General features: G+C 47.6%; 16 protein-coding genes. 3 read left to right on the top strand and 13 right to left on the bottom strand.

Features of this window, described 5'->3' with window-relative positions:
- The first annotated feature begins 13 nt into the window (after positions 1–13).
- Positions 14–715: a dipeptidase PepE gene (gene pepE, locus ACTZWV_RS08200; RefSeq protein ID WP_444786077.1), complete on the top strand. Its 702-nt coding sequence runs from the start codon at positions 14–16 to the stop codon at positions 713–715.
- Between the two features lie 104 nt (positions 716–819).
- On the opposite strand, the gene bioD is transcribed toward pepE, so the two are convergent.
- Genes bioD through bioB form a run of 4 tightly spaced genes read right to left on the bottom strand, consistent with a single transcriptional unit; the run spans position 820 to position 4538 of the window.
- Positions 820–1518 carry a dethiobiotin synthase gene (gene bioD, locus ACTZWV_RS08195; RefSeq protein WP_444786076.1) on the bottom strand — a complete coding sequence of 233 codons (699 nt, stop codon included), beginning with the start codon at positions 1516–1518 and terminating at the stop codon, positions 820–822.
- On the bottom strand, positions 1508–2347 hold the full coding sequence (locus tag ACTZWV_RS08190; RefSeq protein WP_444786075.1) for a methyltransferase domain-containing protein: 840 nt from the start codon (positions 2345–2347) through the stop codon (positions 1508–1510). The genes bioD and ACTZWV_RS08190 overlap by 11 nt, the downstream gene beginning before the upstream one ends.
- Entirely contained in the window at positions 2344–3495 is a 1152-nt protein-coding gene (locus ACTZWV_RS08185; RefSeq protein ID WP_444786074.1) for an aminotransferase class I/II-fold pyridoxal phosphate-dependent enzyme, read from the bottom strand. Before ACTZWV_RS08185 ends, ACTZWV_RS08190 begins: the two co-directional genes overlap by 4 nt.
- Before the next feature lie 2 nt (positions 3496–3497).
- Positions 3498–4538, bottom strand: coding sequence for a biotin synthase BioB (gene bioB, locus ACTZWV_RS08180; protein WP_444786073.1), 1041 nt, complete (start codon positions 4536–4538; stop codon positions 3498–3500).
- A gap of 106 nt (positions 4539–4644) precedes the next feature.
- On the opposite strand from bioB, the gene bioA reads away from it, so the two are divergent.
- A complete protein-coding gene (gene bioA, locus ACTZWV_RS08175; protein ID WP_444786072.1) occupies positions 4645–5916 on the top strand; it encodes an adenosylmethionine--8-amino-7-oxononanoate transaminase in 1272 nt (423 codons plus the stop codon).
- On the opposite strand, the gene ACTZWV_RS08170 is transcribed toward bioA, so the two are convergent.
- Positions 5913–6287 (bottom strand): hypothetical protein, encoded by a 375-nt coding sequence (locus ACTZWV_RS08170; RefSeq protein ID WP_444786071.1) that lies wholly within the window; start codon positions 6285–6287, stop codon positions 5913–5915. The two genes, bioA and ACTZWV_RS08170, sit on opposite strands and share 4 nt — an antisense overlap.
- A 100-nt stretch (positions 6288–6387) precedes the next feature.
- Here ACTZWV_RS08170 and asnS point away from each other — a divergent pair, with 100 nt between their 5' ends.
- Positions 6388–7788, top strand: a complete 1401-nt coding sequence (gene asnS / locus ACTZWV_RS08165) for an asparagine--tRNA ligase (protein WP_305550864.1) — start codon at positions 6388–6390, stop codon at positions 7786–7788.
- 202 nt (positions 7789–7990) lie between these two features.
- Here asnS and ACTZWV_RS08160 read toward each other — a convergent pair whose 3' ends face one another.
- The 8 genes from ACTZWV_RS08160 to ACTZWV_RS08125 form a co-directional block, all read right to left on the bottom strand.
- Complete coding sequence (locus ACTZWV_RS08160) at positions 7991–8335, bottom strand: hypothetical protein (protein WP_444786070.1); 345 nt, start codon at positions 8333–8335, stop codon at positions 7991–7993.
- 52 nt (positions 8336–8387) lie between these two features.
- On the bottom strand, positions 8388–10775 hold the full coding sequence (locus tag ACTZWV_RS08155) for a hypothetical protein (RefSeq protein WP_444786069.1): 2388 nt from the start codon (positions 10773–10775) through the stop codon (positions 8388–8390).
- Positions 10776–11105: 330 nt separating this feature from the next.
- Positions 11106–11861, bottom strand: a complete 756-nt coding sequence (locus ACTZWV_RS08150; protein WP_444786068.1) for a hypothetical protein — start codon at positions 11859–11861, stop codon at positions 11106–11108.
- Positions 11862–12015: 154 nt separating this feature from the next.
- Complete coding sequence (locus ACTZWV_RS08145; protein ID WP_444786067.1) at positions 12016–12498, bottom strand: TIGR02391 family protein; 483 nt, start codon at positions 12496–12498, stop codon at positions 12016–12018.
- Complete coding sequence (locus tag ACTZWV_RS08140) at positions 12491–13177, bottom strand: DUF5343 domain-containing protein (protein ID WP_444786066.1); 687 nt, start codon at positions 13175–13177, stop codon at positions 12491–12493. The genes ACTZWV_RS08145 and ACTZWV_RS08140 overlap by 8 nt, the downstream gene beginning before the upstream one ends.
- 131 nt (positions 13178–13308) lie before the next feature.
- The gene (locus tag ACTZWV_RS08135) at positions 13309–14310 is read right to left on the bottom strand and encodes a DUF4062 domain-containing protein (RefSeq protein WP_444786065.1); all 1002 of its coding nucleotides are present in this window, start codon (positions 14308–14310) and stop codon (positions 13309–13311) included.
- Positions 14311–14706: 396 nt separating this feature from the next.
- A complete protein-coding gene (locus ACTZWV_RS08130; RefSeq protein ID WP_444786064.1) occupies positions 14707–15264 on the bottom strand; it encodes an NAD(P)H nitroreductase in 558 nt (185 codons plus the stop codon).
- A gap of 114 nt (positions 15265–15378) precedes the next feature.
- Positions 15379–16791, bottom strand: a complete 1413-nt coding sequence (locus tag ACTZWV_RS08125; RefSeq protein WP_444786063.1) for a glycogen synthase — start codon at positions 16789–16791, stop codon at positions 15379–15381.
- Positions 16792–16793: the final 2 nt, after the last annotated feature.

The raw sequence follows: 16793 nt of genomic DNA, 5'->3' as shown, positions 1-16793 counted from the left end.
GAAGGAGTTAGCCATGCAATTATTACTACTGAGCAGTTCACGCGCGCATAACAGCGCTTATCTGGCGCCTTATATGGCGTGGCTTACGTCGCATTTACAAGGGGTAGATGAACTGCTGTTTATTCCTTATGCCGGTATCAGCATTAACTATGATGACTACCAGGCCACAGTGCAACAGGCACTGGCCCCTTTGGGCATTACAGTGCGCAGTATTCATCAGTTTGCCGACGCCCGCCAGGCTGTAGCACAAGCGCAGGCCATTGCGGTAGGTGGTGGCAATACCTTCCACCTGCTTTATCAGTTATATCAACAAGATATAGTGCAGTTGATTAAGAAACGCGTAACCGAAGGTGTGCCCTATATCGGCTGGAGTGCCGGTTCAAACATTGCCGGCGCCACTATCCGCACCACTAACGATATGCCGATTATTGAACCGGCTTCGTTTAATGCGTTAAACCTGTTACCGCTGCAACTGAACCCGCATTACACCGACTACAAACCGGAAGGTTTTCACGGTGAAACCCGCGATATGCGCTTAGCTGAGTTTATGCAGCTGCATCCGGCCACACCCATTATTGCCCTGCCCGAAGGTACGGCACTAAAACGCAGTGGCAACAGCCTGACCTTGCTTGGTAGCGACGGCGGTTATCTGTTTGTCGGCGGTAATAAAACGTCACTGGCAGCAGACTGCGATTTAACTGAGTTTTTGCTGTAACGCGATAACAATCAACTGCTAAGACCCAGAGGTTAGAATACCCGATCAGTCGACACAGAGTGTCTGAGCGGACGCGAAAGCGGTAGCGAGTTGCTGTGGCGAGCTTATCGGGTGTTGTAACCGGCGTTGGTGCAAAATTGTGTCGCCAGCTCTGTTGCCAACTGCTGATACTGCGCCTGATCCGGCGCAAAAGGTACAACCCCTAAACAAGGCGCAGTGATACGCTGGCGTAAATCAGCAATATTTTGCTCCGGCAGCGCCATATCCGGGTCAATACAATTCGCTACCCAGCCCAACAGCTTGCAGCCGCTGCGCTCAATTTCGCGCACGCTTAGCATGGCATGGTTTAAACAGCCCAGTTTCATCCCTACGATCAAGATCACCGGTAACTGCTTATCGGCCACCCAATCGGCCAGATAACGCTGGTTGCTTATCGGCAATAACCAACCACCGGCGCCTTCAATTAATAATTGCTGCACCGGTAATTGCTGCCACTGGGCCAAGGCAGCATCTAACTGCGCTTCGTCAATCGGTAATTGCTCGTTAGCGGCCGCCAAATGCGGTGCCACCGGCGCCTGATAACAGATTGGATTGATCACTTTATAAGGTAACGCGATACCAGAATGCTGCTGCAACAGTAACGCGTCACCATTGCGGCCCTGGCCGTCAGCCCCCGCTGCTATTGGCTTTACGCCAACCGCTGTTGTGCCCAGCGCTTTAAAGCCTTGCAACAGCAGGCTGCTGACATAGGTCTTGCCGGCGTCAGTATCGGTAGCGGTAATAAAGCAGCGGTTAATTGGCATCTTTATAGCCACTGATAATCAGCACCTGATAACTGGCCGGTAAGCCCAGTGTAGTGCGGTGGATATCATAAGCCCCGGCCAGATTATGCCAGTAGCCTTTGCCGGTTAAACCACGGCTTTGCCGTCCGGCAACCTGATTGGCACCCAGCGCTTTTAGCTCGCGCGCCAGGCTGATAACGTCCGGATAAAACAGCGGGTAACAACGTTGTTCAAACTGCCAGCGAATGCTGCTGACCGGTTTTGCAGCAGCGATTACCTCAGCAGCAGGCAAAAAGCGGTTTACATGCTGCTGTTGATCCAGGCTGGCAAATGCCTGCTTCAGCTCTGCCAGGGTACCATCGACCAACGTCGTCAGTACTACGCGGCCGCCGGGCGCTAATATGCGGTCTATTTCAGCAAATACCGCCGCCGGTTTGGCGCACCACTGCAGCATTAAGCTGGAAAACACTTTATCAACGCTGTGCGCTGCCAATGGCAATTGCTTAGCATCTGCCTGTAGATAGTTTGTGGCTAAGTGACCCGCTAACTGCTGGCTGGCGGCTTTTGCCAGCATACCGGCGCTTAAATCTGCCGCAGTAAACCGGCTGCAATAGCTGGCAAAGCGCGGATGGATCCAGCCCGGGCCGCAGCCTAAATCGAGCAAATGGCCCTGGTTGTTTGCCGGCAGCAACGCCAACGCATCCAATGCCACCTGTTGCTGCAGCCGCGCTGCCGGTAAATAACTGTCGCAGGCTTTACCAAAACTCTGCGCCACCTGGCGGATAAACTCCGGTGCAGCGATAGCCGCTGTCACAGCACCTGTCACAGTACTGGTCATAGTACTGGTCATAGCACCTGCCTTAATTGTTGCAGCAACAATGTAATATCTTCTGCCGTATGCGCCGCACTTAGTGTAATGCGTAAACGGGCACTGCCCTGCGGCACGGTTGGCGGGCGAATGGCGCTAAGCCAAATGCCCTGTTGTTTTAGTTGGTTACTGACAGCCACAGCGCGCTCGCTGCTACCCAATACCAGGCCCTGAATAGCGCTGTGCGAATTAAGCAAAGGCAGATCGGCGCCCAGGCGGCGAAACAAGGCGATATTGCTGTGTAGCTTGTCGCGCCGCCAGTTATCGGCACGGCACAGCTCAATGCTTTTTAGTACAGCTGCACACAGCGGCGGCGGCAAGGCCGTGCTGTAAATATAATGCCGGCCAAACTGTTCGATATAATCGATCACGGTTTTACTGCCGCCAATAAAAGCCCCGCCAACGCCTAATGCTTTACCAAAGTTGGCCATAGTGCAAAACAGCTCACGTTGCTCAATACCCTGCGCCGCCGCTGTGCCTTTACCCTCCGGCCCCAGCACGCCCAAGCCATGGGCATCATCCAGCAGCAGCGGTGCATCATAGCGATGGCACAGCGCCAACATGGCTGTAAGGTTCGGGCTGTCGCCATCCATACTGAACACACCTTCGGTCACCACCATAGGCTGTTCATATTGCTGCAGTAACAACTGCAAGGCAGATATATCATTGTGGGCAAAACGTTTAAAACCGGCGTCACTGTGCCGCGCCGCATCTATCAGCGAGGCGTGGCTGAGTTTATCCAGCAATAAGGTGTCGCTTTTACTGCTGAGTGTCAGCAGCATGGCTTGGTTAGCAGCAAAGCCGGAGGAGAACAGCAATACCCGCTCTACGCCCAGCCAATCGGCTAAGCTGTCGCTAAGCTGCTGGTGCACCGCATGCTGGCCGGTAACCAGTGGCGAGCCGCTGCTGCCGGCGCCAAACTGCGCTGCGCCATCGGCATAAGCCTGTAACACCGGGGCTGCTGTAGCAAGATCCAGATAATCGTTACCGCAAAAGTTGAGGTAACTTTTACCGGCAACAACGACCAGCCTGCCGTTGTAACGCTCCAACGTTACCGGAGTGCGCAGCAGTTGTTGTGCTGCGCGCTGCTCAAGCGCCTGGCTTAACTGCGCCAGCCTGGTCTGTGGCATGTTTACTGCGCCGCGTGAAACTGCGGCGGGTTAACTTGCTCTTTAATCGCATCGGCCAGTGCCAGTTCATGCGCTTCGTCAGACACATCATGGCGCTGCTCCGGCTTAATACCCAGTTTGGCAAACAGCTGCATGTCAGCATCAGCTTCCGGGTTATCGGTAGTCAGCAGTTTATCGCCATAGAAAATAGAGTTAGCACCGGCGAAGAAACACAGCGCCTGCATTTGCTCGTTCATGCGCGAGCGGCCGGCCGATAACCGTACATGGCTTTGCGGCAGCATAATGCGCGCTACTGCTATAGTGCGGATAAACTCAAAAGCATCTAAATCGTCAACATTTTCCAGCGGTGTACCGGCAACCTTTACCAACATATTGATCGGCACGCTTTCCGGGTGCTCCGGCAAGTTAGCCAGCTGCATTAACAGCGCTGAGCGATCGTTTGCACTCTCGCCCATGCCCAAAATACCGCCGCAGCATACTTTCATACCGGCATCACGCACATGGCTTAGCGTATCTAAACGGTCCTGATAGGTGCGGGTGGTAATAATTTCGCCGTAAAACTCCGGTGAGGTATCCAGATTGTGGTTGTAGTAATCCAGCCCGGCGCCGGCGAGGGTTTGCGCCTGTTCAACGGTTAACATGCCCAGTGTCATACAGGTTTCCAGCCCCATGGCTTTTACACCCTGCACCATTTCAATAATGTATGGCATATCACGCTGCTTTGGGTTGGTCCAGGCGGCGCCCATACAAAAGCGGCTGGCGCCTTTGTCTTTAGCGGCTTTGGCCTGAGTTAACACCTTTTCCACTTCCAGCAGGCGCTCACGCTCCAGCCCGGTATTGTAGTGGCCGCTTTGCGGGCAGTATTTACAGTCTTCTGCACAGGCACCGGTTTTAATCGATAACAAGGTGCTTACCTGCACTTCGTTTGGCTTAAAGTGCTGGCGGTGCACCGTTTGCGCCTGAAACAATAAATCGTTAAACGGCAGCGCATAAAGTGCATTGACCTGCGTTAGGGTCCAGTCGTGGCGGACAACAGCCTGCATAAAAATCCCTGTTTAAATTGAGGTTAAAGGTGTTTTCGGCTAGTCTAACCGCCACCTTTGCGTTGTCAACGCTGACCAGAATTAAAACTTTACTGAAGGTTAAATAATGAGCATTGATTTGGCTTTTGATCGCACCCATATCTGGCACCCTTACACTTCGATGCAAGACCCGTTGCCGGTGTATCCGGTGACCGCCGCGGAGGGCTGCGAGCTGGTGCTGGAAAATGGTCAGCGCTTAATTGACGGCACGGCATCCTGGTGGTCGGCGGTGCATGGCTACAACCACCCCGCCCTGAATGCTGCGGTAACAGCGCAGCTGGGTAAAATGGCGCATGTAATGTTTGGTGGTATTACTCATCAGCCGGCAGTTGAGCTGTGTAAACAGTTGCTGAGTATGGTGCCGCAGCGTTTAACCAAAGTATTTTTGGCCGACAGCGGCTCTATCGCGGTAGAAGTGGCGATTAAAATGGCGCTGCAGTATTGGCTGGCAAGCAGCACACCGCAAAAGCAAAAGTTAATCAGCCTGCGTAAGGGTTATCATGGCGATACTTTTGCCGCTATGGCGGTGTGCGATCCGGTAGATGGCATGCACGATATGTTCGCCGCCTTACTGCCACAGCATTATTTTTTACCGGCACCGCAAAGCCGGTTTGACGGCGAATTTTTGCAAAGTGATATAGCCCCGCTTGAGCAACTGCTGGCAGAAAACCACAGCGAAATCGCTGCGCTGATTTTAGAACCTATAGTGCAGGGTTACGGCGGTATGCGCTTTTATCACCCGGAGTTTTTACGCCGCGCCAGAGCCTTATGTGACGAATATAAAGTGCTGCTGATTGCCGATGAAATTGCCACCGGCTTTGGCCGCAGCGGTAAATTATTTGCTTGCGAGCATGCCGGTATTCAGCCGGATATTATGTGTGTGGGTAAGGCACTGAGCGGTGGTTATATTACGCTGGCGGCCACACTGTGCACTGATGAAGTGGCGCGCGGCATCAGTTTAAGCCAGGCCGGCGGTTTAATGCATGGCCCTACTTTTATGGCCAACCCGCTGGCCTGTGCCGTCGCCAATGCCAGTTTGGCGCTGATAGCACAAGGCGACTGGCAGCAACAGGTCGCCGCTATTGAAGCACAGTTAAAGCAGGAACTGGCCGCTTGTCGCCAATCGCCGCTGGTAAAAGATGTGCGGGTGCTGGGGGCTATCGGAGTGCTGGAGATGCATAATAAGGTGGATGTGGGTGCACTGCAGCAGCAGTTTGTTGAACTGGGGGTATGGATCCGGCCGTTTAACAAGCTGATTTACGTGATGCCGCCGTTTATTATCCGCCCCGATCAGCTAAGCCAACTTACCTCAGCCATGCGAACGGTAGCCGGGGTTTAAACCTGCCTGTACAGGTACAGCAGCAAACCTATGCTGCTAAGCAGCAACATCACTATATTAAAGTGCAGATGATCGCCGCGCCGGCGCAAACGCAGCCGGTTTAGCAATAAACTCAAACCACTGACCAGCGCCACGGCCCACAGCAGGTATTGCAGATAAACGGTTAACTGCGGGTGCCAGTCGCTGCGAATTTCTATACCCCAGTAACGCACCAGCCCGGTATCCAGCTCCGGGCTGGCGTAATGTGCTACCACCATGCCGGCAATAAATAATATCCAGCCCAATACTGCCAGCCAGCTAAAAGCCCGGCATAACAGATCCGGTCCGTGGCGACGCTCATATTTTTCCGGCTTTTCCTGCTCTGAAGTCAATTTTAAAGTCCTGATAACTTTTACTTGTTTTGTGCGCCTGGCTCAGTATCATTACCGCTTTACGCAGTTGTCTAAGTTTACACCCTCTGGAGTTTGTTGCATGACGCACGCCGTTATTAAAGATGTTTTAGCTGGTCGCTATGCCGTTGGTGAGTCAATCACCGTTAAAGGCTGGATCCGCACCCGCCGCGATTCAAAAGCCGGTATTTCCTTTTTAGCTATTCATGATGGCAGCTGCTTCGATGCGGTACAGGCCGTAGCCCCTTCAGACTTGCCCAATTACGAAGCTGAAGTAAAACGCCTGACAACCTCATGCTCAGTGGCCGTTACCGGCACTGTGGCACGTTCTGAAGGCCAGGGCCAGGCATTTGAACTGCAGGCGACTGTGGTTGAGGTATTAGGCTGGGTAGAAAACCCGGACACCTACCCTATGGCACCCAAGCGCCACAGCATGGAATACCTGCGTGAACATGCGCATTTGCGCGCCCGTACCAACATTATGGGTGCAGTTACCCGCGTTCGGCACTGTTTAGCCCAAGCGGTACACCGCTTTTTCCATGAGCAGGGTTATTACTGGATCAGCACGCCTATTATTACCGGCTCAGACGCTGAAGGCGCCGGTGAAATGTTCCGTATCAGTACGCTGGACTTGGAAAACCTGCCACGTACCGACAAAGGCAATATTGATTACAGCAAAGATTTCTTCGGTAAAGAAACCTTCTTAACCGTATCCGGCCAGTTAAACGGCGAAACCTATGCCTGTGCCATGTCAAAAATTTACACCTTTGGCCCTACTTTCCGTGCCGAGAACTCCAACACCAGCCGCCATTTAGCCGAGTTTTGGATGATTGAACCGGAAGTGGCCTTTGCTGAATTAAAAGACATTGCCCAACTGGCAGAAGATATGCTGAAGTACGTATGTAAAGCCGTACTGACCGAGCGCGCCGATGATATGGCATTTTTCGCCGAGCGTATCGACCCAACCGCCGTAACCCGGTTACAGCAGTTAGTTGACTCGTCTTTCGTGCGGATGGATTACACCGACGCTATCGAGATTTTAAAAACCTGCGGTAAGAAGTTTGAATACCCTGTGGAATGGGGTGTCGATTTACAATCTGAGCACGAGCGCTACCTGGCTGAAGAGCATATCGGCGCACCGATCATTATGCAAAACTACCCGAAAGACATTAAAGCCTTTTATATGCGCTTAAATGCCGACGGCAAAACCGTAGCGGCAATGGACGTACTGGCACCCGGTATCGGTGAAATTATCGGTGGCAGCCAGCGTGAAGAGCGGCTGGAAGAGTTTGATAAGCGCCTGGCTGAAATGGGCCTGGATAAAGAAGACTACAGCTGGTACCGCGACCTGCGCCGCTACGGCACAGTACCCCACGCCGGTTTTGGTTTAGGCTTTGAGCGTTTGGTGTCATACGTTACCGGTGTAGGTAACGTGCGCGACGTTATCGCCTTCCCGCGTACACCGGGCAACGCTGAGTTTTAACCTCTCCCCCAATGCAAAAAAGGCGCTTTAAACAGCGCCTTTTTTATTGCCTGTAGCAGCCAGCCATTTGCTCATTTTCTCCCAGGCCTCAGCTTGGCTGTAGGTTCTTCCTTCAAGTACAGCCCGCTCTCCCGTTGAGAGCCCTGCAAGCAGCTCAAGCCGACGCTGCAGCAGTGGCCGTATGTGACTGCTGTTGTTATGTTTAACCATATAAAGCAGATACCACCTTTTCTTGCGGGTTAAATTCTATGTTGCAGCTAAGCAAGTGGAAATGCAGTGCGCTGCTTTGAATAATGCGCTTACCCTGCGGCAGGTTTTCCACTTTGTATTCCGACAAATTAATCGTATTTAATTGCCGGATTACACTTGCGTAAGAAGTCCCTTTACTAAAGTTGCCGCAAAGATAATAGACTTCCTTTCGGGCTTCGTTGGCGAAAAAACCGAAAATCAGTAAGCCCAAGATGCTGATTGCTGCAGCAATAAGTTTTAGTTTAAGCATAATTTTACTGTTCATTAGAGGATGTATCCAAAGAACATAACGTTCCACGTTCCGGATTTTTGTGAGCGAAGCGAACAGAAATCCCAAGTGCAGTGGATTGTTATACTTCTTGTTGAAAAACCACGCTTTCCCAATCGCTCCAACTCACCTTATTGTCTTCAATAAAGCTTTCTTCCCAGTCTGTATTACTATCTCCTAAATTTAGAGCGATAGTAGTATCACTAGTTCTCCTAATATCAAGATTCTCTTGACCATAAATTTGTACCCTAGCGGTATACATTTGGCAGCCCATGCAATTACAGGTGTCACTAGTACATTCGCTGTTAAGCAGCAACGTTAAGTCGTTGTCGAAGTCTCTGAATAAATGCGTAAATGTGCCATTCTTATTGTCAATAGTGAACAAGACTGAATGTGCTACTGTCGAGTTGGCCTCGTTATTAAGAGATTCCATGTCTTCAATAATTGCACCTTTTAAAAGTTCTCCAGATTTATTGAAAAGTGGATCAACAAGAACATTAAATCCTCGCTCAGCAGCGCAGATCATAAATCTATCAAAATCGTCATCTGTCTCAATAATATTAAGCTTGTACGATTCATAGGTGAAACCAATGCTAGACCAGTTTTTAAGGTAACCTTTTAGATCCATCGGAGTTGTAACAAGAAAAGCAGAGTTATTTACCAGTAATAGGTGGTCGCTTTTAATATCAACAAATGAAACTAATGGGGCATAAAAGTTTTTTACCTTATCGTGAAGTTGCGATATCCCCCGGGTATATTGAGTAATTTCAAACTTTAAGCACTCGATCAAATCGACCGGCCGGCTTGAATTATTTTGTATATCATCATGCATCCCTTGTATATCACCATCTAATGAATAACAAAGTGGATTGCCATTTTCCTTTGAATCTTCAATCCAATTGTTGAGCTGGCTGCATACTAGTTCGGCTCTTTCTGTATCATAGCGTTGAACACGTCCGCGCTCCTGAACATACCGAACACCTCCATCATCCAAGACAGCTTTAATACAAAGATGGCCGCCTTTATTTATAGAAGATTTAGAGTTCCACAAAACACGCTTTATTGGTTGGTTAAATGCTGAAAATCCAGCCCATAAAGCTTGTCCGTGATCAAGGCTTAAGAACCATCGTTGATAATCGAAATTTTGCAATTCAGGATGTTCATCCATGCCCGGATTATTTGCAATACCTAGAACCCTATCCGACTCCCGCAGACATCTTTGGTGAATCATTCCGGCATCAAAAGGTAAGCCTTCTTCGTTAACTTCAATTAGGATTGAGGAATTGGAAAGCCCTCCTTGACAATGGATACACTTCGAGACTTCTTTATTACCAAGAACTTTATTTCGTACTTTTTCTGAATATGCGACAGCTATCGGGCTGGAATCAAAGTCATACTCGCCATTTATCGGCACTAGCATAATCTTCTTGTCTTGAATCCATTCCTGCTCTTCTATAAACCTTTTCGCCCCTGAATATGTTGAAAACCTCCCGTACAGCTTATACTTAGACCCTCCACCCATTTCGATTTCGCGATCATGAAACTTGAGTCTAAACTCTCCATTGTCATCGAACCTATATAACTCCAATAAAACAATGTCAAATTCAGGTAGGAACGAGTCTATTATTACGACTTCTCTTCCCGAGCAAATGTTATATTTGTCAGGGTCAAAATGTACCTGGAAAAAAGAGCTGTTATCTTGATTAATTCCGTTATCAAAATCTTTTCTTTTGACAAACTTTTTTATAACAGAGTTTATCCCAGCAATATCAACTGATTGACGCTCCTTAGACCAATCCAGGGTCTTTGATATTAGGTATCCCCATAGTAACTTAGGATTAGTAGATAGCTGACTTGAAATTGATGCCAGAAATGCTTTTTCATAACTTCCGTTATTTTCTATATCTAAAGCAATGACATGTATTTTACGTATAAGATTGCGAATAAACTCGATATCATTATCTACAAATCCATTTTTCTTTAATGACCTGCTTATACAGCTTAAAAATATTTTATATGTTAACTCTTCTGATTTTGAAATGGGGTTATCTTGAAGATCTGTATCATTAAGTCTTGCTGATATTGTTATTTTTCTGAGATCAGAAAGAATTTTTCTCGACGAATCATTCGACGTTACTATTACATAACGCTCACACTTGTTTTGAGAGGCTTTATATTGCCTAACGAACTGGTCAATCGTTTTGTAGAATTCAGAATTCGCCTTATCTGAGAGCGAAAGCTTCCTTTTTACTTGCAGATAGGTTTTAGAGCGTTCATGAGAGATAACAATATCATCGACAGCATCTTCAGTTTCAAATGAAACTTTACATATTTTCGCTTCATGTTCCCGCTCAAGCATACTGGCGCAGTCTAAATCCAGCCCCATGGATAAAACAAAGAAGGCTGCGACTCGTTGCTGAAAGTCAATTCCGCTGTTTGTGGCTGCTCCGCCTCCGGTTCTTTGTGTCATTTATCTACTCTAATATTTAGCTTATTATGTGGGTATAAAAACCGACCGCTCAGCAGCACAACGCCGCAAGCAGGGGCCGACTGAAAGGACGTCCCGCTCCAAAGGGGCTGTATTCCTTGTTTATTATACGCGCCACCAGTAATATGCTCTTTGAAAAGTACCGCAGTGTTCATTAATAATACGCTCATAAAAGACTGGTTCATGTAGTATTATTTTCCATGTAGACGGCAAATTAAATTATTAGGGTCAGATAAGAATTAAAAATTATTTTTTTCAGCCTTTTAATTTTCATCTGACCCCCGTTTATTATTTCATCACAGATATCTAAGATCAGCCGTTTGTTGGCTGTATCGATTTGTTAGCTTCTTCCATAATTCTAGAAACAAGCTCGTCTATCAGTTTGTCTAGCTCCGAAAATAGCTTATTATCAAAGGCTCCAAACTTTACCGATAGAACCTTTTTGCATCTAACATACTCTAGACAGCCACAGTGAAACGAGAGCGTCAGGATTTCTTCATCTAGGTGATTTGAAATCTTTTGCAATGCGTTCTTCTCCATCTCTTTCGTGAATTTCAACATTGCTTCTCTTGCCCACTGTTCGCCTATCTCAGCAATGATTCCGTGTTCACTTTTGGAAATATGCGTAGCATTGAGTTTCGCCAAAAGCTCTAGCTTCTCCTTTCCTCGCAATCTATATGCTAGTACGGGCGAGTCCTGAGACAACCTGGATAGTGAATCTTCGAATGGTTGAAGCAGTCTTTCATTTATATCGGTCTTAGAAATCTCGGCGACACGGCTAAAGTAATCCTTAACAATCTCACCTATTTTGGTTTCGACTTCCTCTAACTGTATATCAAACCCATGGGTACTTAATCGATCAGCATAATGAATAAGGTACTCTTTTGCTGCTTTGCTTGAATCGAAAATAGATGCAGAAAGTGCATGCCTGATTTCAAGCAGGAGATACAGAACCTGCCTGGCGCTGCGCTTTGATTCAACCCAGCCCCTATACCAGTAACCAATAGCGCTTAAGATAGCGGCAAAGGCTATGCCAATCATTGCCAAAAATGATGCTATAACGTCCACACTAGAATCCATTGTATCGCTTCCATGATTTCAAGCTAATCACCCCGCGCGTGCTCGCGAACTAGCGAGCTGTCGTAATTATTAGGATCAGAGAAAAACTAAACATAATTTTTTCAGCTTTTTAATTTTTATCTGACCCCGTTTATTCGGATTGCTATACCCATGGCGACTTTTCAATTCTTCTTAATAGCATAGAAGCCAGACTCAAGTGATCTAGGCACTCTGTAGGAGTTTCTTTCATATTTGGCTCATGGCCCCGAGGATTTCGAATTGCCATTACGCTACCAGAGAAAATAAATTTATAGCCCTCTTGTTCATCTGTTTCGCTTATAGAGCTCAGAGCGTTGAGTTTGACTAAAGGAGATTTTTCGTTAAACGCCCTCATCATCAGCTTTACACCCGTATCCGATACTCCTGCCAATTTAGCAACTTTCTTATCCACATATTTGTATGCTTCGAATGTTGCCTGAGCATAATGTGCATCATCAAAAAGCTTTTGAGTGAGCGATGCAATATCAGGGTGCATGTTTCTTTCGTCAAAGGGATGCACTCCTGTTGATTCCTCTTGAGCTGGCGCAGACGTATATTCAAAAGCTCTTCTAGTAATTGACTCGAACCGTTTAAGCACATTAGTCATTCAAGAGATTCTCTCTGATACTCTTGAAAATATTGTCGTAAGTTTCCTTGGATCCATCTGCAGGCAAGTTTATTTCAATTCGGACACTGAGGCCGAAGTCTCTATTCGCTCCTTTGTTGCCTGACCGCTCACTTAGAAATAAAGAATTATCTGATTTGGCAGGTTCTTGCTTTTTAGGAACATCTCTCTTAGTTGTTTTTTTTGGCGCATCACTATTAACTTTTGGTTTCGCCCCTCGAGGGGTCGGAAGTTCGCCGTATCCAGACAACGCCGAAAATATTTTAAAAGTTCCAGCCTGTCTCTTTCCGATAGTTACGCTGGTTTGGTCGGCACGCCTAAAAAACGTGATTAAAGAATCTTCATCCAGAGTCCAAGCTTTTTCACCATGAAGGTCAAACAGATCTGAGTAGGCCTTTGAAACCAACTCTTTGAATGATGATGAAAACTCCTCGTCCTTATGATGAGAAAATACGTCTGCAGCCTCATTAGTCCTCTTTCCATCTGAGTCAATCACCCCAACAAACTGAAGCGCGTTAATAACATAACTTTCGTTATTTGATGCTAGTCCAAGTCTTTTTACAGTATCTGAAGTGACACTCATCGGAAATGAATTACGCAGCTGAAGAATCATTTGCGCAATGTTTCCCGGACCGGATATGTAAGGATGGGAGTCTGCCATAACTTTTCCTTTTTAAATTGTTGATTAGGTATAACATCAAGCGCAGCGACAGTTTGTGGAGTGGCGTTTTGTGCTAGCGTAGGAAAGCACAAAATAAGCCACAGAACAAACTGTCCGACTGGCACGTATTGTTAGGTACCTTTACGTATTAATCGGCTTTCTATCATTAACTTCTTGCCTTTCTCAGTTAAAGACCAAAATGTTGCCAAATTTCCTTTAACAGTTTTAAGCCGCTCTGTTTTTATGAGTCCGTAAGCTTCAAGCTGTATTTTTATAGTTTTAAATTCTTGTTCGTTTATAGAGGCGCTGCTGCCAGATTTTCCTTCCCGTTCAAGCAAGCAGGCAGCCAACTTGCCATCTACAGCTGACTCATTGTAATAGTCAACAAGATATGGGGATAATAGTGAGAACATTTCTTTCCAAGAAATTACGCTTTTAAACTTGTAGTTTCTTGCGTCAAAGCCCCGTTGGTAAACCTTGTATTTACCATTGACTGTAAATTCTGAGTCGATATCAGCGATATCGATTACATCGAAGGCATTCTGAGCTCTATTGTCATTTATGACTTTTTGGAGGGTTGAATTTTCTTTTCTTAAATCATTAACCTCTACTAGAATATCTTCATTTGCTACGTGGTTCGCTCTAACCCAGCCTATGGCTGGATACATTTTAATAGTTTTAGTCATACTGAGAGCCACTAGCCCAGGAAGCTCCTTTGCAGCCGTCCAAAACTTAACCAGGCGGCCATCCATGACTTTGTCTCTAAAGCTAAATAATTTGTTTCGTAAATCTCCATCTTTTTCTGACTTTCCAAATGGAATGTCATCTGGCTTACCATGTATTAAAGCAACAACTTTCAGTCCATTTTCTACTGCATAATCAAATTCTTTCTCTGTGTAACTTATGCCATCATCAGTAGTTGATCCATACCGCCCACCAATAATCAACAAATAATAGTCGCAGTCATCAATAACTCGTTTTATAAACTCCCACTGCTCCTCATCTGCAGCAGGAAACAACTCCATTCCGGCAGGTATGCAATCCATCTCCATAAGAGACTGGATGACGTGTTGCCGCTCTTCTTTTAAGTCAGCGTAAGTTGAACTTACAAATACCTGATACCTTTTTTCCATTAGATTCCTACAATGTACATGGAGCGACACTTAACATTTTATTTTTGAGTATGCTCGTTTTCTCAATTCCTAGACCGGAAACGAAAATTGATAATTTATTGGAAAAGAACCACAAATCTTCAATCTCGATTTTCACGTTTTGGATAAACGAGCATGCATTATATTTCTGTGAGTGAGCTTTATATTTCTGCGCCCAGCTGCCGTAAGCAGTTAACTTAGCTAAAGTATTTTGCAGGCGCAACATATATATGTGCCGTGTAAACGGAATATGTCCACTGTTTTGGCGGTGTTGTTAAGTAAAACTGTGCAGTTGTGCAGGCTGGCGTGTGGTATGGCAGGCAATAAAAAGCCGGGCGTTGTGGTTAATGCCCGGCTGTTAGTTTGCTTTAAAGCAGCTTAGAGGTAGCTGAAGAACTCGGCCGGATCCGGCGTGTGCCGCTTGGCTGGTTCACCACTTGGGGTGCCTAAATACAGGAAGCCGACGATTTCGTCGTCTTCACCCAGTTCTAATGCTTGTTTAACAAAATCGAGTTGGGCGTAGGTGCCGGTGCGCCAGATACCGCCGAAGCCCTGAGCAAAGGCCGCTTGCTGCATCGCCATAACGGCACAGGCGGCGGAATGTTGCTGTTCAATTAACGGCACCTTGGCGTGCTCTACCGCTTTGGCAATACACACCACTACCATAGGCGCGCGCAGTGGTAACTGCCTGGCACGTTCGAGCAAATCATTAGAGATAACCGGGTCGTCTTCTACTGCCGCTTCGGCAAAAATATCACCAAGGCGACACAGTGCCTGGCGCCCTTCGGCAATAACAAAGCGCCAGGGGCGTAAATTACCGTGGTCCGGCACCTGCAGTGCGGCACGTTTAATATTGTCCAGTGCCTCGCCGGACGGCGCCGGTTCGGTTAAACGTGCAGAAGAAAAACGGCCGGTAAGTAACGTCAATGCATCCATAAAAAACCCCGATGAAGTTAGCGGCGTGCCGCCTTGCAAATTAACAGTAAGCTTAACATCAGATTATGGCAAGGTAATGCCCGAAACACAGGGCGCTAACCTGTTTGCTGTTTTTTAATGCGCTTTTACCCATAATGCCTGTTGGTACAGCGCCAAATACTGCTCTGCCGCCTTTGGCCAGCTGAAATTTTGAGCCATACCGTTTTGTTGCACACTGCGGTAACTACGCGCCTTAGCGTACAACTCTTCAGCTTGTTTTAACGCCAGTAGCGTGGCACTGATATCCGGCTCAGCGTAACCAATACCGGTAGCGCCGCGTGCCGGCCAGGGTTTAACCGTATCTTTTAAACCACCGGTTAACCGCACCAGCGGCACAGTGCCATAACGCAGGCTGTACAGCTGGTTTAAGCCGCAAGGCTCAAACAAGGATGGCATCAGGAAAAAATCGCCGGCGGCTTCAAGCTGATGCGCCATCGCTTCACTAAAACCCTGCACAAAACGGAACTGCGCCGGAAATTGCTGCTGCAACAGCGTAAGCGCTTTGCAGTAGCGCGCCTCGCCGGTGCCCATTACCACCACTTGCGAGCTGGTGTGTGCCAGCCACAGTGTTAATGCCGGTAGCAAATAATCATAGCCTTTTTGCCCGGTTAAACGGCTTACCGCAACAAATAACGGCACTTTTGCTTCATTAAGCTGTAACTGATTGCGTATTGCCGCTTTGCACAGCGCTTTGCCGCTTAAATCGTCGGTATCATAGTTGGCGCTAAGGTAGGGATCTTTAGCAGGGTGCCAGATATCATAGTCACAGCCGTTTAAAATACCGGTAAAATCGGCGGCACGCTGCTGGTATAAACCTGATAGCCCGACCGCTTCCGGCTCGTGCATCAGCTCGTCACGGTAACCTGCACTTACGGTGTTGAGTTTGTCGGCGTAACGCAGTGCCATCGCCAGAAAATTTAACTCATCATGGCGCTGTGGTTCAATATCTAACTCATGGCGCCAATGCGGCGCGCACTTTTCCTGATAAGCACCATTGTGAATACTGAACACAAAAGGTACCTGTGCCAGGCTGCTGTTGCCATAGTGCTGCTTTAAATAATACGCCGCCGCTGCACTTTGCCAGTCGTGGCCGTGGATCAGGTCAAATTTCTGCTCGGTTTGCTGCGCCCACTCCAGCGCTGCCTTGCAAAAAAACGCAAACCGCAGCGGGTTATCAGTGTAACCATGCTCACCGTCGTCATACGGCCGGTCACGGCGGAAAAAGTCATCATGCTCTACCAGTGCTATATCCACACCATCCAGGTTGAAGTGGCGTACAGCACAACCAAAGGCACGCCCGGCCAGATGAAAATACACCGATTGCCATTCGGTTGTGCTGTGCTGATACAAAGCACCGTAACGCGGTAATGCCACCGTTACCTGATGCCCGGCTGCCAGCAGGCTTTGCGCCAAACCACGACATGCATCGGCCAGGCCACCGGTTTTAATCAGGCCTTCATATTCACTACATATAAACAAGATCCGCACTA

It is taken from the genome of Rheinheimera sp. NSM (assembly GCF_052380015.1).
GTDB lineage: Bacteria > Pseudomonadota > Gammaproteobacteria > Enterobacterales > Alteromonadaceae > Alishewanella.
The sequence above is the reverse complement of the archived record's forward strand: the minus strand, read 5'-3'. Positions and strand labels throughout refer to the sequence as shown.